Origin of the sequence: Nitrosomonas marina, from assembly GCF_900110145.1 — a bacterium.
In the GTDB taxonomy this organism is placed as follows: Bacteria; Pseudomonadota; Gammaproteobacteria; order Burkholderiales; family Nitrosomonadaceae; genus Nitrosomonas; species Nitrosomonas marina.
On the sequence record NZ_FOCP01000002.1, the window covers coordinates 26,544 to 51,267 of the forward strand.

Below are 24,724 nucleotides of genomic sequence, written 5' to 3' on the forward strand. Positions count from 1 at the left end.
CCGAAACCACCTGTGAATAATATGTTTCAGGCGTTAAAGATTTCTCATGCGGCTTCGCAATCTTGCTATGGCCTGTGTATGCAGTTGACATACACGTGATTCACTCACCCCCAGGACCTCTCCAATTTCACGCAAGTTCATCTCCTGTTCATAGTGCATACCCATAACCATTTTCTCACGTGGCGGCAGATTCTCTATTGCCTGTACCAACAGCGTTCGCAGATTTTCATCGACAAGTGTTTCCAACGGATTGCTCTTATCATCCGCAAGTAATCGATCCAAGAATGGTTCTTCATCATCCTGCTGGAAATCTTCGTAATATATCAACTGTGCACCCCGAGCGCTTTGGAGTGTCGAATGATATTCATCCAGCGAGATATTTAATTCTTCGGCAAGGTCCTGTTCACTGGGAACACTGCCGTTTCGTTGTTCCAGGGCGTTCACTGCGGCTTCAATTTGTCGCATTTTTTTTCGCACACTGCGCGGCAGCCAATCAGCATCACGCAATTCATCCAGAATTGACCCGCGAATCCGTTGTGCGGCATAACTCTCAAACTGTCGTCCGTAAGACCCTTCGTAGCGATTAATTGCATCCAGAAGACCTATCATTCCAGCTTGAATCAGATCATCCACCTGAACGCTGGCCGGAAGTTTAGCCATCATGTGATAAGCGATACGCTTAACCAAAGGTGAAAATTCACCAACAAAATCTTCCTTACTTTTAATTCCAGTCGCTGTATACATATTTATCAAACCGTTAAATTTGTCATACTCAAATGACTCGTGTGAATGAGGCGCTGCATAAAACTTTCTACCAACCCGTTAAAATAATCTTTGCGCGGGGCGTACAGAACATTTTCTGCCAGAAGTCTGAAGTTATTGCCGGTCTGTGAATCTGGAAATAAGCTTAGTGCTGGCCTGCACAATCGTCTTGATTGAGATATTTTTTCATCCAGTTCAGTAAATCCTGCAAATTCGGGCGATATCCCCAGATACCTTTGAACAATACAAGCAAAGTTTTCAAACACATTCTGCGCAATTAATTTTGTCTCAGCTTTATTGATAAATACCAAGAAGTGACGCTTTGCATATTCCCTGTTCATTATTTTGATTAATGCATAGGCACCTGTCAGTGAAACTGCCGAGCCTGAAATGACAACCATGACCTGCTCTGATGCAAGACTCAATGGCAGCACTTGTGTTTCAGCATTCATGGCTGTATCAATCAAAATAAAATCGATTGGTTCTGTAATCTGACTAAAACTCGTAATGAGTCTTTGCTGATCTGCCCTGTTCAGTCCGGTCAAAGCATGAATGCCTCTTTGAGCAGGCAGAACAAATATATTATCCGGTCCCGGAACAATAACTTGTTCCAGCTTTCTGTCTTGCCGTATCACATGCGCAAGATCAAAACGCGCTTTTAATCCGAGTCTTGTGCAAATATTATGCGGATATGCATTCTCATCAATCAGCAAAACCCGCTTATTTTGTTCGGCTAATGCCGCCGCCAGATTAACGGTTACTTCTGTTCTCCCTACGCCTTTTGCCCCACCTGTAACGGTAATGACCCGTGTCGAGCTGTCTGTTTGCAAAGCAACCAGATTACGCAACCCTGCCGCTTGATCATGTGAAAAATTAGTCATGTTTAGTACCTGCGCGCATTTTTAGTTCATGATTATCCAAGTTGGTGTTTTTTGACATGACTAGCGCAAATTCAGCATCTTGAAGTGTAAATGCCGGATCACTTGGTTTTGCGCTAAAAATTCGATGTAAAAGGTACCTTGGATTTGCTGCATGAATATCTTCCGGTACTTTTTGGCCATTGGTCACATAATGCAGCACCAGCTTGCGTCTAATTGCCGCATCAAGCACCACACCAAGGCCGGCGGCCTCATCCACCTTTGTTATGATGCAACCAAGAATGTCGAACTTGCGATAAGCTGTAATAATTTCATCGAGCGTCCTGTCGCTTGAGGTAGCACTTACCACCAGCATTTTGTTAATATTCGTTTCGGAACTGCTCAGGGTTGCAATCTGTTCAGCCAGCATCTGATCACGATGACTCATGCCAACGGTATCTATGAAAACGATATGCTTATTTCTGAGTTCTGATAATGTAAGCTGGAGATCGTCTGCATCCTGTATATTTCTCACCGAAATACCCAACAATCTGCCATAAATTCGTAACTGCTCGTGACCGCCAATCCGATAGCTATCTGTAGTAAGCAACGCAACTTTCTCAGCACCGTGTCTAATTACACTTTTTGCAGCAAGCTTGGCTATTGTTGTAGTCTTGCCAACCCCCGTGGCACCGATCAACGCATATACACCGCCCTGTTTAATCATTTCATCATCAGATGCAGTACGCAGATTGAACGTTAAAGCTGAAACCGCCTGCTTCATACTCTGAACATAGTCGAGCTCTTCCGGTAATTTATCAACCAGGCGTCGCGACAATAAAGGGCTGAAACCAGCATTTAATAACGCACGCAGCACCTTCATTTTTTCAGGATTACGCTGCGCTTTGTTGCCCCATGCCACATTTGCCAGCTGATCTTCAAGCGTGCATTTCATCGCATGAATTTCCTTCATCAAGGCCTGAACAAATTCTTCGGACACGATATTTTCTGGTATAGCGGCAGCCGTAGTATCCTCTGTTTTTGGCAAATCACTTTGTGACACTTGAGCAGGAGAATAAAAATCTGCTTTGATCTCATGCAGTGCTGGCTTGTTTTTTTGCTGCGGTCTTGATTGATCCGTCTGCTGAGCATCAATCAGGCTAGTCATATCTGTATCAGCCAGCGCCATTATTTCAACACCAGCATCAGTCTGTCTGTTGGATAAAATAATGGCTTCAGCACCCAGATCTGCCTTGACTTTACGCAGCGCTTCGCGCGATGTAGCAGCTAAATATCGCTTAACTTTCATGACTTACCTCCAATTAAGGAAGTGACTTTAATTTTCCGGGTATCAGGGACCTCTGCATGCGCAAGAACTCTGATCTGTGGCACGGCTCTGCGCAGAAAATGGGAGAGCAGATTACGGATTGGCCCAGGTACCAAAATAACAGCCGGCAGGCCTTGTTTTTCCTGCTGATTAGCGGCAGCAGCAGCTTCTTTCAGCAGCATGTCTGCCAGCCCGGGTTCTATCCCGCCACCCTCTTTGCCGCTGGTTTGTACAACCTGCATCAGAATATTTTCCAGCTCATGATGCAAACTAATTACTTGCAGCTCTGTGTTAGCCGGGAAGAACTGTTCGACAATTGCGCGCCCCAGTGCGGCGCGTACGTATGCTGTCAGCTGCACGGCATCCTGAGTAGCAGGTGAATGCTCGGTCAGTACATCAATGATGGTACGCATATCGCGGATATGCACATTTTCCATCAGCAAGTTCTGAAGCACTTTCTGTACAGAAGACAACGGCAGCAGTTTTGGAATCAGATCTTCAATTAATTTCGGTGACTTAGCGCTCAGGTGATCCAGTAAAAGTTGAAGCTCCTGCCGGCCCAGTAATTCGGAAGCATGTGAATGAATTAAGTGATTGATATGCGTTGTTACGACTGTACTGGCATCGACAACGGTGTACCCGTTTGCCTGCGCCTGTTCTCTAAGCGAGGCTTCTATCCAAACTGCGGGCAGGCCAAATGCAGGATCACTTGTTGGCGTACCCGGCAGCGTTATGGTTACCCTTCCCGGGTTAATCGCAAGATACATTCCGTTATATGATTCTCCCTGTCCAATTACTGATCCCTTTAAAGTAATCTGATAGGCGTTAGGTCGAAGTTCGAGATTATCCCGGATATGTACTACAGGCGGTAGAAAGCCAATATCCTGTGCGAATTTTCGGCGTATACCGTTAATCCGTTTGAGCAAATCACCCTGCTGTGCCTTATCGACAAGCGGTATGAGTCGGTAACCCACCTCCAAACCCAGCGTATCAATTGGGGTCACATCATCCCAGCTTGCATCCTGCTGCTCGATCACGGGTACGGCGGCGGGCTCCGTCTGTTCTGCCTCGCTCTCTTGAGCACTCTTTATCATAAAATACGCACCCAGCCCCAGCGTACTTGCCAGTAACAGGAAAACAAAATGCGGCATTCCTGGCACAAGACCCATCACCGCAAGAATACTTGCCGTAATCACAAGCACCTGTGGCTGTGTAAACAATTGGCCTAATACTTGCTCGCTTAAATCTTCATCGGTCGTAACGCGGCTAACCACCAGTCCGGCTGCAGTTGAAATTACCAATGCCGGAATCTGTGCAACCAGGCCATCACCAATGGTCAAAAGTGTATAGTTTCGAGCAGCCGTATCCAGGTCCAGATCATGTTGCAACATTCCCACGACAAGCCCGCCGATGATGGTAATCAACATGACCATTACGCCGGCAATAGCATCACCTCTGACAAATTTACTCGCACCATCCATCGAACCAAAAAAATCGGCTTCTTTAGAAATGGCCGACCGGCGATTGCGCGCCTCTTCCTCTCCTATCAAACCTGCATTCAGATCAGCATCAATTGCCATTTGCTTACCGGGCATTGCATCTAATGTGAACCGAGCACTTACTTCAGCAATACGCCCTGCTCCTTTGGTAATCACAACAAAGTTGATCACCACTAAAATAATGAAAACAACCAGACCGACAGCGTAGTTACCGCCGACAAGAAAATGCCCAAAAGCCTCTATGACCTTTCCTGCCGCATCCGGTCCTGTATGTCCCTCCAGTAAAACAACGCGAGTAGAAGCAACATTTAAAGATAAGCGCAACAGTGTCGTTATTAGTAGAACAGTAGGAAATACCGCAAAATCGAGAGGGTTTCTGGTATATAAACTCACCATCAAAACAATAATGGCCAGCGCAATATTGAATGTAAATAAAACGTCCAGAATGAATGGCGGTAATGGCAACACCATCATCCCGAGGATCATGATGATCAATATCGGGCCGGCCAGTGCTTTCAGGTTGTTTCCAGTCATTAAACTAGAAAATGTCAAAGTTGTATTCATGATGGTAAGTTACATTAAAATCCGATACGAGCATCGGTAAATAAACACCTAAATCCCCTTGCTTATTCATTAATTATCAGGCGAAAGTACATCCAGTTCTTGCGGCACATTGATTTCCCCAAGCGGCGCGGGTTTGTCGCCACCGTAATTCTGATAACGCTGCAATTGGAAAATGTAAGCCAGAACTTCCGCAACAGCGGTATATAGTTTTTCCGGTATTTCAGCATCCAGTTCGGCGTGGTGATACAACGCACGCGCAAGCGGAGGCGCCTCCAGTATGGGTATATGATGAGCCTCGCCCAGTTCACGTATACGCGCAGCAAGTAAATGTACTCCCTTGGCAACAACCTTGGGTGCACGCATCGAATTGCTTTTGTAGCGTAAAGCGACTGCATAATGAGTCGGGTTCGTCACAATAACGTCTGCTTCAGGTATTTCAGACATCATCCTGCGCCGAGCGGCCTCACGCTGTAAGCTTCGTATACGCCCTTTAACCAAAGGATCTCCCTCACTCTCCTTGGCCTCGCGCCGGATTTCCTCTTTGGTCATACGTAATTTCTTGGCATGACTCCATAATTGAAAAGGCACATCAATCGCAACGATTAATATCATCGCGCCTGTAATCAGAAAAAAACTTAAGACCAGCAACTCACCTGTTCGGGTAACACCTGACATCACTGGTAGTGCAATCAATGACAATACTGAATCTCTGTTACCCCATATCACCAAAGCAGCAACACTGCCAACGACCAGTGTTTTGGCAATTGCTTTCAGTAATTCAGTCAACCCATGCATTGAAAAAATCCTACCAAACCCTGAGACCGGATTTAAACGCTTGAAATCGGGAATGAGCGCCTTGGAGCTAAACAGCCAACCACTGAGTAGCATGGGCGCGGTAAACGCTGCAACAATCAACAGAATTAACAGGGGGATTAATGACCAGAGACCTTCAATCGATAATTGGCTTAGGCGCTTAACCATCAAATCCGTATGAAAAGCCATATTTCGATCTATTTGCATACCTGCATGCATAATATCCGTCAGATGTTCAACCAGTCTTCCACCCATAAAAATCAGACCGGCGGCGGCTGTTAGCAACAAAACAAACGTGGTTAATTCCTGTGAACGGGCAACTTGCCCCTCTTCCCGCGCTTTTTGTATACGCTGTGGCGTCGCTTCTTCCGTACGTTCTAAATCACTGTCTTCAGCCATTTCTCCTCCAATTACCGTCATCCATATTATGCGCACGATGCTCAAAATTTGATGTGGAGAAAAGGGAAGTTTCATCCCGTTAATTTGTTAATGCTGGGATGACACACTTTTGGAATTAGGTAGCAAATGAATTAGCTCAATTCGTGCCACACTTCAGATTATTCAAAACAGGTTCTGAAATCTGCATTCACACAAGCAATTGATCAATAAAGGTTTTTGAATACAGTTATAGAATTTCCCATTGGATAAAAAGTCAATCTCGGATAAACTGTTGGTCTGGTACAAAATTTTTGTCAATCTGGAGGAAAGCCATTGAAAATTTTAGCAGCGATATTATTTCTCGTAATTTTGTACAGTCTTGGCTCGGCCTTATATTACATGTACAAAGATACAGGCAATTCGACGCGCATGGTTAAATCATTAAGTATTCGCATCGGCGTTTCCTTGCTGCTGTTTATAATCATGATGATTTATACTTACTTTGAACATATTGCCTGAATAAACAATCATTGATTCTTAGGTTTTAAGTTAATTCATACAAAAAAAACGATCCCACTCACCGGTTCCCCAAGAAAATGAGAAAAACCATCCGAAATATGGATGTAGTCATCATTGGAGCCGGAGCAGCAGGGATGATGTGTGCCGCTGAAGCAGGTAAACGTGGACGTTCTGTTCTGCTGGTTGACCATGCCTCAAAGCCAGCCGAAAAAATCCGTATTTCAGGTGGAGGACGGTGTAATTTTACAAACCTACATACCGGCGCTGACAATTTCCTGTCAAATAACCCGCATTTCTGTCGTTCGGCGCTTTCGCGTTATACACCGCATAATTTTATTGCATTACTGGAAAAACACGATATACATTACCACGAGAAGAAATTCGGACAACTTTTCTGTAACAACAGCGCTCAACAGATCATAGAGATGCTCATGTATGAGTGTCATTTTGCCGGAGTCTCCTTTCAATCACCTTCAACAGTGTCAAAGATAGAATATTCCGAATGCGGTTTCTCCGGTCAAAGCAGGCACAAACGGTTTGTGATTCAGACAGAGCGCAATACGTTAGTTGCACATTCTCTGGTCATTGCCACTGGGGGCTTATCACTACCCCAAATTGGTGCGAGTGATTTTGGTTATCAGACAGCCAGACAGTTTAATATTCCAGTTACACCGTTACGACCCGGACTGGTTGGCCTGACGGCTTCGTCAGACAAGCTCCCCGGTTTTCAAAATATGCCGGGGGTAGCGATTGATTCTCAAGTAAGCTGGCGAAAGAAGATTTCATTTAGAGAAAATCTTCTGTTAACACACCGTGGATTTAGCGGACCTGCAATTCTGCAAATTTCTTCATACTGGAAACCCGGTACGACAATCATTATCGACCTACTGCCGCAAAATAATCTGCAGGAAATTTTTCTTACACAGCGACATAGCAAACAACAATTGCACAATCTGCTCGCCGAATTCCTGCCAAAACGGTTTGTAAAAATATGGTGTGATTTTGTTCTGGAGCATTTATCACTTTCGCATTTAAAGGATAAACCTGTCAGTCAATTTAGCAATGCCGCCTTGTCTCAAATAACCGAGCTGATACACAACTGGGAATTTTCTCCGAGCGGAACAATGGGTTATAAGAAAGCCGAGGTAACTCTAGGAGGCGTTGATACGCACGCTTTGTCGTCGAGCACGATGGAAGTCAAACAAATTCCCGGGCTTTATTTTATCGGGGAAGTTGTGGATGTTACAGGACAGTTGGGTGGCTTTAATTTTCAGTGGGCCTGGTCATCGGGTCACGCTGCAGGTCAGGTAGTATAAACACGCTACTCTGCGCTTGTTTGATTACGAAGCAATCATACCCTTTTCATAACATACAGGATCAAATTCAAATACGACAGAAGAATCGTAAATTAATGCTTCATTATTTTTGCCCTTATAATCCACATGACTCAGGAAATGTTTCATGACATTAATACGCGTACGTTTTTTATTATCACTATGCACAATATGCCAGGGCGCAAAAACAAAATTAGTTTTAGCAAACATTGCATCTCTGGCCTCAGAATAAGCCTGCCATAGCGCCTGTGCTTTCTCATCAATAGGACTTATCTTCCATTGCTTAAGAGGGTCTTCTCGCCGTGCGCTGAGCCGTTTTTTCTGTTCTTGTTTTGAAATATCGAGATAGTACTTAAAAAACACCAAATCAGCATGTGTCAATAAATGTTCGAAATTAGCCACTTCATTCATGAATTTCAAATACTCATTTTTTCGACAGAACTTCATTACTTTTTCAACACCTGCCCGGTTATACCAGCTACGGTTAAAAAAAACGATTTCCCCAGAAACTGGCAAATGCGGAACGAAACGTTGGAAATACCATGCACTTTTCTCACGGTCCGACGGTGCGCCTAATGCAACTGTTCGTACTTCTCTGGGACTCAGGTGTTCGCTGAACCGCTTAATGGTTCCATCTTTACCTGCTGCATCTCTGCCCTCAAAAAGCAAACAAACTTTACGGCCACTCTCGATTACGCTTTTGTGAAACTTAACCAGTTCTACCTGTAGTGTATACAGTTCTTGCTTGTATAGTCTCTTGTCCACGATATTCAATTCAACATTACGGTTTTTTTACAAAATCACCATCAACATAAAACCAGCGTTCTTTTTCAAATACAAACCGACTAATTTCGTGCAGCCGATAAGCGCGCCCGGCAATTTTGTAACGCGCTATGAATTCAACAAGCGCAAGTTTCGGTGACAACTGTTTATGTTGTTTGACAGAAAGATTCAACCATTTTTGTCGAGAAGTCAATTCTAATGACAAGGGACGTGTTTCAGGATGCCATGTCTCTAACAGATAATCCTCACGACACAAGGTGTATGCCGAATAACGAGAGCGCATTAATTCTTCCGCGTTCTCTGGCACTTGCCCCATGTCTAGATAACGGCCACAACAATTAACATAAACTGTACTGAGACCGCATATGCAACTGGCGCCCGTTTTTATTTTCATGTTCCAAACACTCCCTCTTAAAGAGCACAGGGATAATCATTAACAGCGCCGGAAATGGCTTATTCTAAGGAATATGTAAGTCTGTAATCACAATCGATTAACTACAATAGAAAATGTGAAATCAAACTATCATTCAAGAATATACACATATGAAATCTGTGTTTCATTATTTCTAATAGTCAGACCCAAAACATTGCAGTCACGCCATAATGGTACTATTCACATGGCGTTTTTTGTTGTTTTCTGGCGAATGTACAAAATTCGCAAACGCATATGGTAATCATTGTTGAGGCAGATCCGTAAATCAATCGTTCCACCCGTACAATCGATTGGTGTTTGTAATAACTAGCAGCTGTATTAAATAAATCAGAACAACATATTAATTTATATCTTAATTCTCCGTTGTATCAGTGATTTCAGCGGTATTTTCCGTCGATCCAGCTTCATTTTCTTCATTTGCGATTGCTTTCATACTCAAACGAAGTCGACCTTTATCATCTGCTTCTAGAACCTTGACACGAACAGACTGACCTTCACTCAGATGATCGGTAACGTTATTTACGCGCTCATTAGCGATCTGAGAAATATGTAATAAACCATCCTTGCCAGGTAATACACTGACGATCGCCCCAAAATCAAGCAACTTTAATACGGTACCATCATAAATCCGCCCAACTTCCACTTCTGCTGTCAGATCCTCAATACGTTTCTTTGCCAGCTCACCATTTTCTGCATTGACACAAGCAATAGTAACCTGTCCATCGTCGGTGATGTCGATCGTTGTACCTGTCTCTTCTGTTAACGTTCGAATTACCGCGCCACCCTTTCCAATCACATCACGAATCTTTTCAGGGTTTATTTTTATTTTGATGATGCGTGGTGCATGAATTGAAATACTGTCGCGTGTCACCGGCATGGCATCTTTCATGATATCGAGTATATGCATGCGTCCTTCACGTGCCTGTAGCAACGCTGCATGCATAATATCTTTGGTAATGCCCTGTATTTTGATATCCATTTGTAAAGCAGTAATGCCTTTATCCGTTCCGGCCACCTTGAAATCCATATCCCCAAGATGGTCTTCATCTCCCAGAATATCGGTTAACACCGCAAAGCGGTTGCTTTCTTTAATCAACCCCATGGCTATACCCGCAACATGTGCTTTTAATGGCACACCGGCATCCATTAATGCGAGGCAACCACCGCATACCGAGGCCATGGAACTGGAGCCATTAGATTCGGTTATTTCCGAAACAACCCGCAGTGAATAACCGAATTCTTCCTGTGAAGGAAGCACAGGCACTAGCGCGCGTTTCGCCAAACGTCCATGTCCGATTTCTCGCCGCTTTGGGGAACCGACACGCCCGGTTTCACCCGTCGCATACGGGGGCATGTTGTAATGCAGCATAAAACGCTCAGAATAATCTCCCTGTAACGAATCTATTTTTTGTTCATCACGTGCCGTACCAAGCGTAGCCACTGCCAATGACTGCGTTTCGCCGCGGGTAAAAAGCGCAGAACCATGAGTTCGCGGCAAAACACCGCTGCGAATGGTGATGGGCCTGACTGTTCGTGTACCGCGACCGTCAATTCGGGGCTCACCATCTAGGATTTGATTACGCACAATACTTGATTCAAGCGCAAAAAAAGCTTGCTCAAAAGCACTTTGTTCCGGCCCATCCTCATTTCCAACCCCAAGCGTTTCTATACTTTTCTGACGGATAGATGCAATCGCTTCCGTCCGCGCCTGCTTCTGCCTGATTTGAAAAGCCTCTCGTAATGCAGCTTCGGCGATTTCTGAAACTTTTTTCTGTAAAGCCGTATCTTTTTCTGGTGGGGTCCAGTCCCAGGCGGTAACACCGGCCTCATCTGCCAGTTCATTAATTGCATCTATCACTGCCTGCATCTGTTCATGACCGTATACAACGGCGCCCAGCATGACGTCTTCAGATAATTCCATGGCTTCGGACTCGACCATTAACACAGCGCGTTGAGTACCGGCAACAACAAGATTCAACTGAGCATCTTTCAATTCATCCGTTGTCGGATTTAAAATATATTCATCATTAATATAGCCAACACGCGCGGCGCCAATGGGTCCTTCAAACGGAATTCCTGACAGAACCAGTGCCGCAGATGTTCCTATGATTGCAGGAATATCGGCATCTACGTCTTCGTTGGATGACAAAACGGTAGCTACGACCTGCACCTCGTTATAAAAACCCTCGGGGAAAAGCGGTCGTATCGGACGATCAATGAGACGACAGGTTAATGTTTCTTTTTCTGATGGACGGCCTTCACGCTTAAAAAAACTGCCAGGAATCCTCCCAGCAGCATAAAATTTTTCCTGATAGTCAACAGTCAGCGGGAAGAAATCCTGCCCCGGGCTTACTTGTTTTGCCCCTACAACCGTCACAAGTACAACAGTATCATCCATAGACACCATCACCGCGCCGTGCGCCTGTCTAGCGATTTCACCTGTTTCCAGAGTGAGCTGGTGTCGTCCGTATGTAATACTCTTCTTAATCGATTTCAATTAACAGTCCTTTTGTAAATTCAACGCTGACAGAAATGGGCGTATTCATGTTACGCGTCATCCTGAGCGTGTAGTTATTATTCTGGTGTGTCTATTTTCGTAGGCCAAGGCGATCAATCAGCGTTTTGTAACTGTTAATATTCTGGCGTTTAAGATAATCAAGCAACTTACGCCGACGACCGACCATGCGCAGTAAGCCACGTCGCGAATGATGATCCTTGACATGAACTTTAAAATGGTCGATTAAATCGTTAATGCGAGCGGTTAACAACGCCACCTGTACTTCCGGAGATCCGGTATCGCCTTCCCCTCTTTGAAAATCCCGCATAACACTCGCTTTTTGATCAGTTGTTACTGACATACATTTCTCCAGTTAAAACAAATGTAAAAATTTTGTAAAAATGGTGAATTTTACTCCTTAATATAAACCTTGTCCAAAACAGATCAACATTCAAAATGCGGGAGTTTTAATTTTAAAAATTCTGCTAGCAGCATGAATCGGGCGGCAAGGCTTTAGTAATTCATTTTTACTTATTCAATTTTCTAACTATACCGGCCTAAACTTATTGCGCATAAAAACGATTAACGATGGTAAATCTGTCGTTTCTGGTGTTAACCTGTTTGTGTCTCTTCAGTTAAAACCTGAGTTTCCTCTTCATCATTTCCGGAAGGGTTGGTGAACTGGTCGTTCAGCTCCTGTATATGATCATTCGATTCATCGACAATTTCATCAATCGTACGCTCCGTGACTTCATTCCACCCGGCTGGTTTTTTGAAAAGCATAGACCGATAAGCAGCAGTACTTTTACTAAAAGCACCGATATATTGTTTACATGCTTCGTGATCACTTCCCATATCCTCGGCAAGTTTCTTTTTGATCCTGTCAGCCACACGCTTACGCACTGTAAAGTGAACAAAAATCAGGACGAACAACCCTGCAATTAATGTGGTTTCCGAAAAAGATTCAGTTCCAGGCACCAATGTACCCAATAAACCCCATGAATCAGACAAATGCAGGCCGCCACCGACAATCAGGGCAAGCGCTGAAATGATAATGCCATCGAACAATAGCACTTTATTTTTCCATTCAGTGAGCATCTCTGTCAGTTTTACGACAACCTGACTTTTAATTGATTTTGCTGTCTGTTCGAGTTTGCCAACAATACGGTACGAGCGTTCCACTTCAATTTGCTGCATGCGCGTATAGATATCTTTTAAATCTTCTTCCCGTTTTTTTTCAAACCGTTCCTTTACTCTGGGATCGCTGATGGGTACCGCCACTTCCGGATTGTATATTCGATAAAAACGGCCTGCTATCAATCCGACTTCAGCAAGTGAGCGCTGCCAGGCGGATACCACTTCTTCAGGATTGTCTTCCTGGGCGGTTACATCCATTTGATTAAGAATATAGAGAAATTTGTTGGCGTCTGCGCGGTTTACACTCGCCGATACCAAATAAGCAAGCGTGTCCTGCATTGCTTTGGGTTCTGGATGGCGTGCATCAAAGAATACCAGCACCAGATCGGAAAGGTTGATTATATGCTGGGTCAGGCGTAGCGTTGAAGCGCGCTGACTGTCAGCGTCAAAACCCGGGGAGTCTATCAGAATTTTTCCGCGAATATTTTCCGATGGACAGGTTTTCAACTGGAGGTATGCGTCGATTCTTTCCTGCCCTGCTTCAGAAATTTCTTCAATACTTTTACTAATATGAAAAAAAGGGAAACGCGGATCCGCATCAAGCGCTACTCCCGGTAACGTTTTTGCTTCGTTATGGCGGCTGTAACATATGACGGTAAACTTATCATCGACTGCCTGGTTACCCGTTCGTTGCAACTTCATGCCCAAATGTGAATTGATGAACGTTGATTTACCAGCCGAAAATGTACCCAGAACGGCAATCATAGGCCACCAGGTTACGCAAGTAGCAAATGATTCATCTCGGTTTAACAATCCCATGCTATAAGCAATATAATCCATTTTTCGAAAACTTTTAACGGCCTTGGCAAGCACCGGATTATCCGGATGCTCATCAGCCAAATGTTTTTCCAGGCTGTTGAGAAGTTTGTTTATTTGAGTTGAACTATATGACATATAAGCCCCTTTTCGTTTTTATAAAAGGCATCACGCTAAAGATACCCACAAAAAATCGCAAATAAAAATTTATTGACTGACATTACCGAATGAATAGCATGTATCTGTACACTTGAATTTTCTGGCATTTTCACTTTTTCTATTTTAGTGAAAAAAACCATGTACGCATGAAGATCGGATAATTGTTGTTTCATATTTGAAACAACACAGCTTAAGTAAGTAAAATTTCAGTAAAATTCAAGAACCAAGCGATGCGATTCTACCAAGAACAAGCCTGGCTTACCAGCAATTGGTCGCGCTGAAAATCTGCTGTTGTGAAAATGCCTATTCTTTGTTGTTAACAATCTATATTCTTAACCTATTAGTTATTCCCATTTACACAAAGAAACAATTGCGGTGCACTTGTTCACGATTAAATGATCCTCAGAATCCCTGACTGATTATACAAGGCAAACCATGAGTAATGATCAAAATAATACACAGCATCAGGAACGCTCGGCTCACGTCGGGCGTTATGTATTAATTGGTGCACTGACAGTCGCACCACTTTGGATAACCTGGCTGGTTTTTGAATTTGTCTTGAAAATGCTGGCCCAGATGGGCGAACCCTTGCTGAGAGGGCTTGCCCGCGCTGTTCGCCCGCATTCGGATACAATTGCCAACTGGTTGCTTGACTCCAGTTTCCAGCAAGGGGTTGCCGCACTGCTAACCATTGCCGGATTGTACGGGATCGGGCTACTCGCTTCGTTTGTAATTGGAAAAAAAGTGATTGACCTTTACGAGGATATTCTGGCCCGGCTTCCGCTGGTTCAAACTATCTATGGCGCTACCAAACGTTTTCTCAATACATTGAGCAAGCCCCCCGTCACAGGACGCAGAGTCGTTCTGATTAGCTTTCCATCTTCGGAGATGAAGGCTATCGGATTTATCACTAAAGTCCTGCACGACTCAGAAACCGGCGAAAAACTCGCAGCGGTTTATGTGCCCACATCTCCCAATCCGACTTCGGGCTACATAGAAATTGTACCAATCAAGAATATTATTATGACCGACTGGAGTACTGAAGAAGCCATGACATTTGTTGTTACCGGTGGAACCAATTCTCCGGAGAAAATACACTTTTCGCGTCTGGACAATGTCGCTAGAGATAAGCACAGAGAATCAGACTGAATCGCGATATCTATACAGGAATACCTGACAAATTGCTTCAGAAAATGTTATTTTCAGCCGTTAACAATAAAACTTCTAAACCCTGATAAAATTGTGGATTGAAAAAGACAAACTATCCCAAAAGTATCCCTCAGACTGACCCAACTGAAAAACAACAGAAACAATGGATACAAATTTAAAATGGCTTGATCTTGAAACATTCGATACCGATGATCGCCAGAAAATAAAAAATTCGATTAGCCATTTTGTTAAAACCCATCCAGATGCCGGAATGGATCACAATCTTGACTGGTTGACGACAAAATGCGGCCCTGGAAAATCTGTAAAAGTCTTTGTCAATCTTGCAAAAGATGGTTCGATCAATGGTTATGCGCCTTTTTTTGTGCACCCGTCTGCCTTAAGCTTCAGTCTGTTTGGCGTAGCGTTGTTTGACTATCGTGTTAACCGCCATGCAATTACGGCGCAACCGTTACTGGCCAATAACCAGTTGTCACCCGAAGCACTATTCGAAAGCCTTTTTGGTGAATTGCGCAGGACTCTGAATCCACGCGATGTTTTGTTTGGCCTCGGTGTTTCACTCGAATCCGGTTTCGGGCAATTTATGATCGACAATCAAGCACTCTCAAGGAAATATCTGGTGCTTCCATATGGCGATGCGTATCAAAGACGAACAATTCGATTACCGGATGATCTCGAAAAGTATATTGGTGGCCTTGGTTACAGTACACGTTATGAGGTGCGTCGCGCGATAAGAAAATTGAATAAACAGGCAACCGTTACATATCGTGTTTATACGCAACCTGAAGAAGTAACGGAACTGGTAAGATTATTACATTCGATTTCGGTCAAAACCTACCAGCATCAGTTACTCAATCTGGGGATTTCAGAGGATGAAGAAACATATCGTAATTTATCTTTTGCAGCTGAGAAAGGATGGTTAAGAAGTCTGATACTTTTCTGCGACGATAAGCCAGTCGCATTCGAGCATGGTTTTTTTTATGAAAATATCTATTATCTGACCCACATGGGGTATGATCCAGACTGGGCAAAATCGTCTGTAGGAACAATCGCTCATATCTATACAGTAGAGCATTTGATTCAAAGAGGCGCTATACAGTTTGATTTTTTGTATGGCGACAATGGCAGTAAAAAAAGATTAAGCAACGAAAGCCATCAAGAGCAAAATTTTTATCTTGTTCCGCGTGCATTTCCGTTATTGACAATCGCATATGCATTACGCTTGTTCAATATAACGACCGGTCGTGTTGGTCAATTTCTAGAAAAATATGGTATCAAATCCAAGCTGCGACGCTTCCTTCGTCGAAAAAAGACACAATCCTGATCTTAAATTTTATTGATAAGCGAATATGTCAATCCCACCAGCAACCTGGAAAAAACAAGCACAAGAGAGTTCAAGAAATAACGCTGGCGCTACTGATAACTCTGAGTTAGAGATTTCACTAGAACAGGATCAACACTGGCTAGCATCACTCGTCCATGGAGACGACAAGTATCTGGAGCAATTTGTACTTGAACAGCGTGGCAAACCGATAGGCTGGACTACTTTCTTTGTTCACCCGTCTGCGCTGCGCGTAACCCTGAATGGCTGGACACTTTATTCCCATCGAATCCGCCGCTATACTTTATTTGCCCCGCCTTTGCTGGACAACCGCGTCGATCTGGATCAGCTACAAATACTGCAGAATTTGTTTATGTTGGCGCATAGCCAGCTTGGCAAGAATGAAGCAATTTTTTTGCAATCTGTCACCGATGACTCACCGTTGGCACAACTGCTAACAGAAAATTCATTACTACGTGAACAGTTTCATATTTTTGAATACGGCAAGCGTTACACACATCGCTTTATTGATTTTACCGGAGATTATGACCAGTATTTAAAACAATTGGGATCAAGTACCCGCAACGACCTGAAGCGAACGCGCAAACGATTTTTAGCTGCTGTGAATAGTCATCAAACCGTTTGCTACCGGTCCGCCGATCAAATTAATGACTTTCTTGACGCAGCCATGGCCATATCGTCACGCACATACCAGTACACACGACTAGGAAGCGGATTACGGAGCAGACAGCAATTGGCAGAACAATACGGCATTACAGCCAGACATGGGTGGTTTCGCAGCTACGTTCTTTTTGCTGATCAACAACCCATTGCTTTTCAGGTTGGCCATTTATACAACGGTTGTTATCATGCTCAGGAAATCGGTTATGATCCTGACTGGGCGAAGCTGCAGGTGGGTATTTTTCTTCATACAGAGATTCTGCCTGATTTGATTGCATCAAATGAAAAGGTGAAACGATTCGATTTTGGAAATGACGACAGCCTGCATAAAAAAAGACTTAGCACGACAGCGATAATTCAAAGTTATGTATACCTCGTCCCGCGAAATGGACGAAATAACCTGACTGTCAAAATAATGCGTACATTTGACCAAATATCAGAGACTGTTGGACGATTGCTTGATAAATATAATTTGCGCAAATACGCGGACAAATTAATGTGCAGCAAAAACTAAACACAAACCGGGGTGTTTAGCGATTTCAGCAATTGCTACCGCATACCGGAATCGGGATATTCGTGGAAGTTGCCATGATCAATCGTGATGCTCTAATTCAGTTTTTCGACTTTCTCGGCATAAAAAAACCGCTGGGATGGATATATTTCCGGCTTCAAACCTTCGGGTTACCCAAAATAACACCCTGTATTGTTCGTACTCTGCCGCACGATAAGAACGCTTGCACACAAGGGCTTGTCTTTCATCAAGGCAAGCTTTATGAGAGTACCGGACTTATGAATGCATCGCGGCTGCGCCATCTTGATTACCGTAATGGCGCTGTTCAGCACGAGATCAAGGTTGACCAGGAATGGTGTGAAGGTATTGCAATCCTGAACAATCAACTGGTCCAGTTGACATATACATCCGGTAAGACACTGAATTACGACATCAGTACGCTGGAAAGACTGGATAATCGGTTTAGCTATGAGGGTGAAGGTTGGGGGCTCGCTGGTTGCGATGATGGTTTAATTATGAGCAACGGGAGTAATGAACTGGTTTTTAGAAATAATCAGTTTACTGTTGCATCCATCTTGCCAGTTACCATTAACGGGCGACCACTTAATTTTATAAACGATCTGGAGTGTGTTTGCGATAAAATCTATGCAAATGTCCAATTTCACAATCATATTTATGAAATTGACCGTTTCACGGGCAAAGTGCAACGGGTAATAGATTGCCGGGGAATTATTTACCGCTCGGGCAGGCGCAATTTCAAAGATATGCTCAACGGTATTGCATACTCACCGGGTACCGGAACTTTCTACGTTACCGGCAAGAACTGGCCAACATTATTTGAGATTCGTATTCCTTAACGCAGGCCATCTCCTTACCCCGGTCATGTCCGAAGGTACCATATCATTTAATATTTTTATTGCACGATACATAAATACAGTAAGAAATTACCCTTGCGTTTCGTGATTGCACACATGCTCCAATAAGCCCAGACTGGCTTCCTCAATCATGTCAAGCACTGTCTCAAATCCCTGATCACCGCCAAAATATGGATCAGGCACTTCACGATTGCTATAGATACCCTTACTGTAGCGCATCATTAATTCAAGCTTGTGGGTGAATCGGTCGGGGCAGCGCTGTTGTAAAATCGAAAGATTTTCATGGTCCATTGCCAGTATATAATCGAATTTGGCAAAATCGTCAGGGTGAACTTTACGTGCACGCAAGTCGTTCATTTGATAACCGCGCTTCTTAGCCGCACCTTGAGCACGGCGATCAGGCGGGTTACCGACGTGATAGGCATGCGTTCCGGCGGAATCGACTGAAAATGCATGCTCCAAATTAGCTTTTTTCACTGTATGTCTGAATACGGCATCCGCAGTGGGAGAACGGCAAATATTGCCCATGCAGACGAAAAGTACTTTAGTTTGACTTTGGGATAATGGATTCATAGACAGAAGGACAAGATAAATGAAAGTTTCTGAGCATGATATTATACAATGCTAATTGCAATCTGAGCATACCCTGCAGTCATTTCGCAGCGTCACTGTCCAATACAGGTATAGCTCAAAAAATTAGGTGCAAAATTTTCAGTTTCGTAGATCTCGTACCGGGAAATGGCATTTGTAATCACCGCCGATCGCCAGGCCATCAGGCTGGTCTGTGGCTCAAATATCCCGTGCTCGTAACGACTGAAGTTCTGAACAAAGATTCTGTTCCACGCGTGGCCATCCCATTGTACGGAGAAGTCCCGGTTAACACGGAAGCAGCCGTTTTCATCAAAGCGAATAAGATGTTTTATAGCTTTGACAAAAGCAGGCACACTGTTTTTAAAACCAGTGCATAAAATAACGATGTCTGCGTCAAGACACTCATTTTTAAGTGTGAAATAATTTGACAGGCTCAGTTGATAACGATTGCGGACATGGCTGATGCTTTCCATCCTTCGGTAAGGAAGAATCCTGAATTTAACCGGTAATTGATCAACATTCTGAGCATAATAAAGCTCGTTATAAAGGCTTTGTAAATAGGTCGGCGTATTTCCGTCACTGGTCAACTTCTGATAGTCGACAATTTTTTTCTTCAACTGAGCATCGACTGCAAAAAATTCCTTTGCATAATTGGGACTGAAATACTCATTGACAAATGCTGATTCATCGAGAGGTTCCAGGTTCGGTCTGCTGGAAACAAGCGACACAGAATTAGCGCATCCCCATTTCCCTTTGATTACATTCCTGAAGATTTCCACGCCAGTCTGGCCACCGCCAATGATAACCACACGCTTGTCTCGCACATCAATCTGCTGCAGATAGGCAGATTTTGCGTGAAAACAGGTGTTACTGATATAGGGTTTCGCACAGGCCGGTATTCTGGGGCTGATACCCGTGCCTAGACAGATGTTTTTTGCCCTGAATTGCTTCGCATGATTGCCGATGATAAAAAACTGGCCATCGTAGCTTAGGCTGTCAACTTTGAAATTAAACGACAGTTTTTTTGGCATCTGCCGGACTACCCACTGACAATACAATTCAAATTCTTTTCGGGTCACCACCTGACGGTTGGTATTCATAAATGCATGAAATAGTCCGTTTTGCACAAGATAATTTAAAAAAGAGTATGGGCTGGTGGGATCTACACCTGTAACCAGGTCTTTCAGAAACGCTGTCTGCATATCAGAATCCGGAAACAATATTTCCGAGTGCCATTGAAACATTGGCTTTTCATCAAAAAATCGCGTTCTTAATGTTTGATTTTTTTCCGAGACAGCAGCCAGACTCAAATTAAAGGGGCCAATTCCGATTCCGACCAGATCCAACACATTATCCATAAGCACTTTCTTTATTCACCAGGGGATTTTCAAGCGGGTTACCCAGTAGAGGTTTGGGTCGCTGAACAGAATCTTGATACCCGATTTCAAAACGAACCTTATTTAACAAAACTCTCTGTAAATTCGGTGTCAGCAAGCTGGGTACGTCTGCTTGCGTTGGATAGTTTTTCTCGTACTCAGCGATAACTGAACCCAGCAGCTGATAAAAATGCACTTCCTTGAATCGATGCGAAATATAAAGCGACTGTGAAATGAATCTCAGCACTGATACAAAATGACCGGTAATCAGATCGTAAATAATGTGCCCTGATGGCAGATAATCCAGTCTGTTCAGTACTTTCTCTGAGAATTTCTTTCGCGTTACCGGCGGCAGATTCTGATTTAACCGCAGATCTCCCTGAAAATCTTTAATGATTAAACCTGAAGGCGCATTGTTCTTGAGTTTTAACAATGTATTCTGACCATGAGCCACCAGGCCGATTCCATATCGGGATTGAAGGTGGTAGAGCGGAAGCACAACTTTATTAAAATAGTGCTCCAGCCATTGCTCTATAGAAAGTTTTGATTTTTCTATCAACAAACCAATGAATGACTTGCCATCCTGATCCACATATGACAATGATCCGGTCATGAGGCATCTTTCATCACCGTCCAGTTTTGATGAGCTGGATTCGCGCCAGATTGCTCCCAGCAATTCCTTATACCGATATGGCGCACTTTTTATGTCAATATAATCTGATGAAACATAACTAAAAGCGGCCACATCCTTTAAACAATCAGTATTGGCCGTCACAAAAACGGCATCCTGACTGAGGATGGATTCTATCCCTTCTGAAATCTCCGATGCGATCGAGATATACCGCGCGGGAATACCGCGTACACATGAAGTATTTAAAATCGAAATCGGCAGTTTTATGTCAAAAGCCAGCCTGTTCCGGCAGTTTGAGAAAGTTCTTATTGACACATGCGGTTTGTAGCGATCACCCGCCCTGTCCAGTAAAACAATATTGTTGCAATTGATATCTTTCTGGAAAAAAAACTGAATTTTATGTTCCCACTGCCATACATGCACCGGAACAATATAATAGGAATGATAATCAATATTATTTTTCTTACATAAATATTGTAAATAACCAATCTCGCTTTCAGCCAGATCAGCAGTAATAATATTTTCGAACGATTTATGTTGCTGACAGTTTATAGTCAGCAGGTTCTTCATGATTGCAATCCGAAGAAATTGAGTTTCCCGGGCATTTTCAGGTGCATATGCAGACAGATCACATGGTGACCAGCCGATTCTACCCTTGTTCAAGATAAGTTTGGGATGTCCATTGAGCCGAGATTCAATGTCAAGAGAATCGATTTGATAAAGCTCATTCACTGAAGCAGGTTTTTGCAGCATAATTTGATCGCTGTACAGCGTACGCTGCATCTCCTCTATAAAATTCGCCAGTGTGATATCGCTCATTTTTGTCAGATACTGCGTCTCTTTAAAAAACAGTGCGGCCTCCAGCTTCAGGCCGTCGCATCGTCTCAACGTATCCGGCCTGACAACCAAGTCACCCCATATCCCCTTGAATGCACGAAAGTAATAACTGACTTCACCGCTTATGTCTAAGGTAAATGTGTTCTCACCCACCTGCTTTACCTTATCTGACAGAATTTCTTCATAAAACAGCTCGCTGATTGCCTTGGCAATAAGGTTCCTGTTCGCGATTTCCCAGGTCATAAGTGTTCACCAGCAAACAGCCTTTCCCGTGTGCACTCCAGAAGAACAGCACGTTTATGTGGAAAATCAAATACTTTAATTCTCCTCCAGACCGGAAAGGAATCAACATATTGCAGAACCTTCTGATTATCCCACCGAGGTTCAGCCATAACCTTTAGCGTTCTGGGATCGTCAAGAAAAAGATAGTGCACCACACATTTCAACACGGCATCTGTATTTTTTATGCCCAGAAATTTCCGATTCCCTATCAGAAAATGGAATCCCCTATCGTAATCATCACTGTCATAATAAGGCCCCAGCCTGTCTTCCTTTACCCAATAAAATTCAAAATACCCAGCCGGTTCACTGTCAATTTCCATGATTACAGGTATCAGATGCGGATCGTCCAGATTCTTCTCAATATACTTCCGGTGCTGATCGATGCTGCCTTCAAGCTCCCAGTAAACCGATACACGCTTACTATTGTGCCATTGTGAAAAAACAGTTAAATCTTTGTCCGGGTCGATTACTCTGAACGCAATTGTTTTGTCGATCTCATAAATATATCGCTTGTACAACAGTGTGTTTTTTTCCGGGTTATGCCGCAAAGGATGCGAGACACTATTGGTTCTCACCCAGGTAACAGGGTATAAGGCTCGTTCGTTCGACTTAATCCAGAAAGGTGAAAATTGAAAAAATTCGCTCCGACTGATTTTCATCACGCGATCCTGAAGTTGTAAATCAATACCTTGAACACCTGGTTTGAAATGTTCTTTTAACCGTTTTTCCTGATCCAGAAAAAGATTTCTCAACATTGAATTTGGTTTATGCATGACAAACATTTTTTGAAAATTTGTACAATGGATTCTCGATTTCGTTATAAATAGCCAGAGGATTTTTTTCTGTATTTTCATTCACCCCTTTCAAGCTGCAATAGAAATTCCCTTTTTGTCTTAATGTCCTTGAATGCAGCAAATAATCGACAAATGAAGCGTCTAACAGCTTGCCTTTCTTTGTCTCTGCCAGATACTGAAAAAGCATGTCCAACAGTTCTGCTTCAGCACAAGCGCGTTGTGTCGCAAGTGCGTTGATCAAACTGAAGGTCGAATTAATAACAAGATAATATCCCAGCAACGCATGCGTCATAGAGTCATCCAGAATGTTGCCGTTGAGCAGATCAAGCGACGAAACCTCAGTTTTCATTTTTTCATAGCCGAGCCGGGTATAACCTGTGCCCTGGCAGTCCCTGAAAATTACGCCGCACGGATAACCGTCAATTAATTGCACGATAATGTTCTGCTGATGCGCACCAAAAAGGATGCCATGGTTGGCATGAGCCATGATGAACGGACTCAGCACATTATCCAGATACAGGGAAAACCATTTGACTGCCTCAATATTACGCGATGCCAAAAAACCATTGCCGTCATAAGGATTTGGCTGGGTTATCGTCGAAAGAACGATAGACTCCTGCTCCGCTGACTTATTGAAAGGATTCTCCCTAATAAGGACAATGGTCTCCAGAATAACTGGTTTCGGTGCATACTTGATTGCCAGAAATGAAGGTTCATTCATAATCGAAAAGTTTTTATTTGCAGCGAGAAACTGTCGGCCGTTGTCAGAATTCATTACTTCATGAACCTGCACCCCCCTGACAACTTCGGCAGCCTGTAAATGCCTGATCGAATTTGTAATCCTCAGAGAAAGCGAAAACTTGAGCATATAATCACTATCTTCGCAGTAAATAGATCGCAGAGAACTCGTTGCTTTCCATTGCAATTTCCCCGCCTTGTTAATCGGTATCAAATCTCCACTGTTTATAAGGTGATTGATTTTGCCACTTTTTTTCAGCGTCTCGAATTGCCAGGGATGAAACGGAAAGGGCAGATATTCACTGTCAACGGTACCTTTCTGGTCACGTTTATAAAGATCCGAAAACCAGTCGGCATCTTCAAAATATTTCGAATGATTCTGATAAAAACAGGATTTCTTGAGCAAACCCCATCTGAGAAAAAAAGCGTTACCGAATTCCGGAGCATACAATCGGTGGTCACGCCTGCTGAATTCGGATTTGCTTTTTGGGCAAGGATGAACATTGTGCCCCAGCAACAGAGCCTGCTCGGCATCTATAAAAGACAATCCCTGCTTTCGGTAAAGCGCATTATATCCAGACCGCCTGTGTTTCAGGATATCAACCAGATTCTGGCAGCTTTCCTTAATTCTTGAGCACAGCGCACGCATACCGGCATCTTGTTCGTCATTGGTTAATATACGGAAAAGTTCCTGTACGAATACTTCAAAACTTATTATTTCCTTTTGTATACCCGTTGTTCTGTAAAACGTGTTTTTAAAGGCATGGCATCCGACTTTGGAATAATTATCCAATACGATACTTATCGCTTTGTGCTCATTGCGGAAAACAATTTCATTGTTATTAATCTCGAATCCGTTCCATTCCCTTAAGAGAGAGTTTATCAGCGCTGTTGCTGAAAACTTTTCAGCTAGTTGTTGTGGACTTGATGTGTGTCGATTCATCTTCGATTTACAGTTATTCAGATGCAAAGCAAGGTGTGTTTAAACACCGCGATCGCTCATTCGGTAAATTCAGATAATAAGATAAAGAACCAATATTGT

The 24,724-nt window shown here is 43.4% G+C and carries 21 protein-coding genes; 6 read left to right on the forward strand and 15 right to left on the reverse strand.

Going from position 1 to position 24,724, the window contains the following annotated elements; all coding sequences use genetic code 11:
* Positions 1 to 33: 33 nt before the first annotated feature.
* The 5 genes from BMX44_RS01510 to flhB form a co-directional block, all read right to left on the reverse strand.
* Complete coding sequence (locus BMX44_RS01510) at positions 34 to 744, reverse strand: RNA polymerase sigma factor FliA (RefSeq protein ID WP_090627309.1); 711 nt, start codon at positions 742 to 744, stop codon at positions 34 to 36.
* A 5-nt stretch (positions 745 to 749) separates the two neighbouring features.
* Complete coding sequence (locus BMX44_RS01515) at positions 750 to 1,643, reverse strand: AAA family ATPase (protein ID WP_090627310.1); 894 nt, start codon at positions 1,641 to 1,643, stop codon at positions 750 to 752.
* Positions 1,636 to 2,928 (reverse strand): flagellar biosynthesis GTPase FlhF, encoded by a 1,293-nt coding sequence (gene flhF / locus BMX44_RS01520; protein WP_090627312.1) that lies wholly within the window; start codon positions 2,926 to 2,928, stop codon positions 1,636 to 1,638. The genes BMX44_RS01515 and flhF overlap by 8 nt, the downstream gene beginning before the upstream one ends.
* Entirely contained in the window at positions 2,925 to 5,009 is a 2,085-nt protein-coding gene (flhA, locus tag BMX44_RS01525) for a flagellar biosynthesis protein FlhA (RefSeq protein ID WP_090627313.1), read from the reverse strand. The genes flhF and flhA overlap by 4 nt, the downstream gene beginning before the upstream one ends.
* Positions 5,010 to 5,078: 69 nt before the next feature.
* Entirely contained in the window at positions 5,079 to 6,221 is a 1,143-nt protein-coding gene (flhB, locus tag BMX44_RS01530; protein WP_090627315.1) for a flagellar biosynthesis protein FlhB, read from the reverse strand.
* A gap of 312 nt (positions 6,222 to 6,533) precedes the next feature.
* Here flhB and BMX44_RS01535 point away from each other — a divergent pair, with 312 nt between their 5' ends.
* Together BMX44_RS01535 and BMX44_RS01540 are read left to right on the forward strand one after the other, a co-directional pair.
* Entirely contained in the window at positions 6,534 to 6,719 is a 186-nt protein-coding gene (locus tag BMX44_RS01535) for a twin transmembrane helix small protein (RefSeq protein WP_090627317.1), read from the forward strand.
* Positions 6,720 to 6,796: 77 nt separating this feature from the next.
* Entirely contained in the window at positions 6,797 to 8,035 is a 1,239-nt protein-coding gene (locus tag BMX44_RS01540; RefSeq protein WP_090627318.1) for a BaiN/RdsA family NAD(P)/FAD-dependent oxidoreductase, read from the forward strand.
* Between the two features lie 24 nt (positions 8,036 to 8,059).
* Here BMX44_RS01540 and ppk2 read toward each other — a convergent pair whose 3' ends face one another.
* From ppk2 to BMX44_RS01565, 5 genes are all read right to left on the reverse strand, one after another.
* Positions 8,060 to 8,818, reverse strand: a complete 759-nt coding sequence (gene ppk2 / locus BMX44_RS01545; protein WP_090627320.1) for a polyphosphate kinase 2 — start codon at positions 8,816 to 8,818, stop codon at positions 8,060 to 8,062.
* 16 nt (positions 8,819 to 8,834) lie between these two features.
* Complete coding sequence (locus tag BMX44_RS01550; RefSeq protein WP_090627322.1) at positions 8,835 to 9,230, reverse strand: YchJ family protein; 396 nt, start codon at positions 9,228 to 9,230, stop codon at positions 8,835 to 8,837.
* Between the two features lie 391 nt (positions 9,231 to 9,621).
* Positions 9,622 to 11,766 carry a polyribonucleotide nucleotidyltransferase gene (gene pnp / locus BMX44_RS01555; protein WP_090627323.1) on the reverse strand — a complete coding sequence of 715 codons (2,145 nt, stop codon included), beginning with the start codon at positions 11,764 to 11,766 and terminating at the stop codon, positions 9,622 to 9,624.
* Between the two features lie 91 nt (positions 11,767 to 11,857).
* Positions 11,858 to 12,127: a 30S ribosomal protein S15 gene (rpsO, locus tag BMX44_RS01560; RefSeq protein WP_090627325.1), complete on the reverse strand. Its 270-nt coding sequence runs from the start codon at positions 12,125 to 12,127 to the stop codon at positions 11,858 to 11,860.
* 251 nt (positions 12,128 to 12,378) lie between these two features.
* Positions 12,379 to 13,857, reverse strand: coding sequence for a dynamin family protein (locus BMX44_RS01565; RefSeq protein WP_090627326.1), 1,479 nt, complete (start codon positions 13,855 to 13,857; stop codon positions 12,379 to 12,381).
* A gap of 456 nt (positions 13,858 to 14,313) precedes the next feature.
* Between BMX44_RS01565 and BMX44_RS01570 the strand changes: the two genes are divergently transcribed.
* The 4 genes from BMX44_RS01570 to BMX44_RS01585 all read left to right on the forward strand — a co-directional run bounded on the left by BMX44_RS01570 (position 14,314) and on the right by BMX44_RS01585 (position 18,415).
* Entirely contained in the window at positions 14,314 to 15,027 is a 714-nt protein-coding gene (locus BMX44_RS01570; RefSeq protein ID WP_090627328.1) for a DUF502 domain-containing protein, read from the forward strand.
* A 163-nt stretch (positions 15,028 to 15,190) separates the two neighbouring features.
* Positions 15,191 to 16,369, forward strand: a complete 1,179-nt coding sequence (locus BMX44_RS01575) for a GNAT family N-acetyltransferase (RefSeq protein ID WP_090627329.1) — start codon at positions 15,191 to 15,193, stop codon at positions 16,367 to 16,369.
* Between the two features lie 25 nt (positions 16,370 to 16,394).
* Positions 16,395 to 17,561 (forward strand): GNAT family N-acetyltransferase, encoded by a 1,167-nt coding sequence (locus tag BMX44_RS01580; RefSeq protein WP_090627331.1) that lies wholly within the window; start codon positions 16,395 to 16,397, stop codon positions 17,559 to 17,561.
* Positions 17,562 to 17,635: 74 nt separating this feature from the next.
* Positions 17,636 to 18,415 (forward strand): glutaminyl-peptide cyclotransferase, encoded by a 780-nt coding sequence (locus tag BMX44_RS01585; RefSeq protein WP_090627332.1) that lies wholly within the window; start codon positions 17,636 to 17,638, stop codon positions 18,413 to 18,415.
* A gap of 87 nt (positions 18,416 to 18,502) precedes the next feature.
* On the opposite strand, the gene BMX44_RS01590 is transcribed toward BMX44_RS01585, so the two are convergent.
* The 5 genes from BMX44_RS01590 to BMX44_RS01610 form a co-directional block, all read right to left on the reverse strand.
* Positions 18,503 to 19,006: a low molecular weight protein-tyrosine-phosphatase gene (locus tag BMX44_RS01590; RefSeq protein WP_090627334.1), complete on the reverse strand. Its 504-nt coding sequence runs from the start codon at positions 19,004 to 19,006 to the stop codon at positions 18,503 to 18,505.
* Between the two features lie 92 nt (positions 19,007 to 19,098).
* The gene (locus BMX44_RS01595) at positions 19,099 to 20,382 is read right to left on the reverse strand and encodes a lysine N(6)-hydroxylase/L-ornithine N(5)-oxygenase family protein (protein WP_090627336.1); all 1,284 of its coding nucleotides are present in this window, start codon (positions 20,380 to 20,382) and stop codon (positions 19,099 to 19,101) included.
* Positions 20,375 to 22,111 carry an IucA/IucC family protein gene (locus tag BMX44_RS01600; RefSeq protein ID WP_090627337.1) on the reverse strand — a complete coding sequence of 579 codons (1,737 nt, stop codon included), beginning with the start codon at positions 22,109 to 22,111 and terminating at the stop codon, positions 20,375 to 20,377. Before BMX44_RS01600 ends, BMX44_RS01595 begins: the two co-directional genes overlap by 8 nt.
* Positions 22,108 to 22,905, reverse strand: a complete 798-nt coding sequence (locus tag BMX44_RS01605; RefSeq protein WP_218143905.1) for a GNAT family N-acetyltransferase — start codon at positions 22,903 to 22,905, stop codon at positions 22,108 to 22,110. Before BMX44_RS01605 ends, BMX44_RS01600 begins: the two co-directional genes overlap by 4 nt.
* 10 nt (positions 22,906 to 22,915) lie before the next feature.
* A complete protein-coding gene (locus tag BMX44_RS01610; RefSeq protein WP_090627339.1) occupies positions 22,916 to 24,625 on the reverse strand; it encodes an IucA/IucC family protein in 1,710 nt (569 codons plus the stop codon).
* Between the last annotated feature and the right edge of the window lie 99 nt (positions 24,626 to 24,724).

Excerpts from the sequence above, each read along its gene's own strand:
- BMX44_RS01515 (WP_090627310.1), bottom strand. The coding sequence starts at position 1,643 with ATGACTAATTTTTCACATGATCAAGCGGCAGGGTTGCGTAATCTGGTT.
- BMX44_RS01610 (WP_090627339.1), bottom strand. The coding sequence starts at position 24,625 with ATGAATCGACACACATCAAGTCCACAACAACTAGCTGAAAAGTTTTCA.
- BMX44_RS01580 (WP_090627331.1), top strand. The coding sequence starts at position 16,395 with ATGTCAATCCCACCAGCAACCTGGAAAAAACAAGCACAAGAGAGTTCA.
- BMX44_RS01585 (WP_090627332.1), top strand. The coding sequence starts at position 17,636 with ATGATCAATCGTGATGCTCTAATTCAGTTTTTCGACTTTCTCGGCATA.
- flhB (WP_090627315.1), bottom strand. The coding sequence starts at position 6,221 with ATGGCTGAAGACAGTGATTTAGAACGTACGGAAGAAGCGACGCCACAG.
- BMX44_RS01570 (WP_090627328.1), top strand. The coding sequence starts at position 14,314 with ATGAGTAATGATCAAAATAATACACAGCATCAGGAACGCTCGGCTCAC.
- BMX44_RS01565 (WP_090627326.1), bottom strand. The coding sequence starts at position 13,857 with ATGTCATATAGTTCAACTCAAATAAACAAACTTCTCAACAGCCTGGAA.
- flhF (WP_090627312.1), bottom strand. The coding sequence starts at position 2,928 with ATGAAAGTTAAGCGATATTTAGCTGCTACATCGCGCGAAGCGCTGCGT.
- flhA (WP_090627313.1), bottom strand. The coding sequence starts at position 5,009 with ATGAATACAACTTTGACATTTTCTAGTTTAATGACTGGAAACAACCTG.
- BMX44_RS01575 (WP_090627329.1), top strand. The coding sequence starts at position 15,191 with ATGGATACAAATTTAAAATGGCTTGATCTTGAAACATTCGATACCGAT.
- BMX44_RS01590 (WP_090627334.1), bottom strand. The coding sequence starts at position 19,006 with ATGAATCCATTATCCCAAAGTCAAACTAAAGTACTTTTCGTCTGCATG.
- BMX44_RS01595 (WP_090627336.1), bottom strand. The coding sequence starts at position 20,382 with ATGGATAATGTGTTGGATCTGGTCGGAATCGGAATTGGCCCCTTTAAT.
- BMX44_RS01540 (WP_090627318.1), top strand. The coding sequence starts at position 6,797 with ATGAGAAAAACCATCCGAAATATGGATGTAGTCATCATTGGAGCCGGA.
- BMX44_RS01605 (WP_218143905.1), bottom strand. The coding sequence starts at position 22,905 with ATGTTGAGAAATCTTTTTCTGGATCAGGAAAAACGGTTAAAAGAACAT.
- BMX44_RS01550 (WP_090627322.1), bottom strand. The coding sequence starts at position 9,230 with ATGAAAATAAAAACGGGCGCCAGTTGCATATGCGGTCTCAGTACAGTT.
- BMX44_RS01600 (WP_090627337.1), bottom strand. The coding sequence starts at position 22,111 with ATGACCTGGGAAATCGCGAACAGGAACCTTATTGCCAAGGCAATCAGC.
- rpsO (WP_090627325.1), bottom strand. The coding sequence starts at position 12,127 with ATGTCAGTAACAACTGATCAAAAAGCGAGTGTTATGCGGGATTTTCAA.
- BMX44_RS01510 (WP_090627309.1), bottom strand. The coding sequence starts at position 744 with ATGTATACAGCGACTGGAATTAAAAGTAAGGAAGATTTTGTTGGTGAA.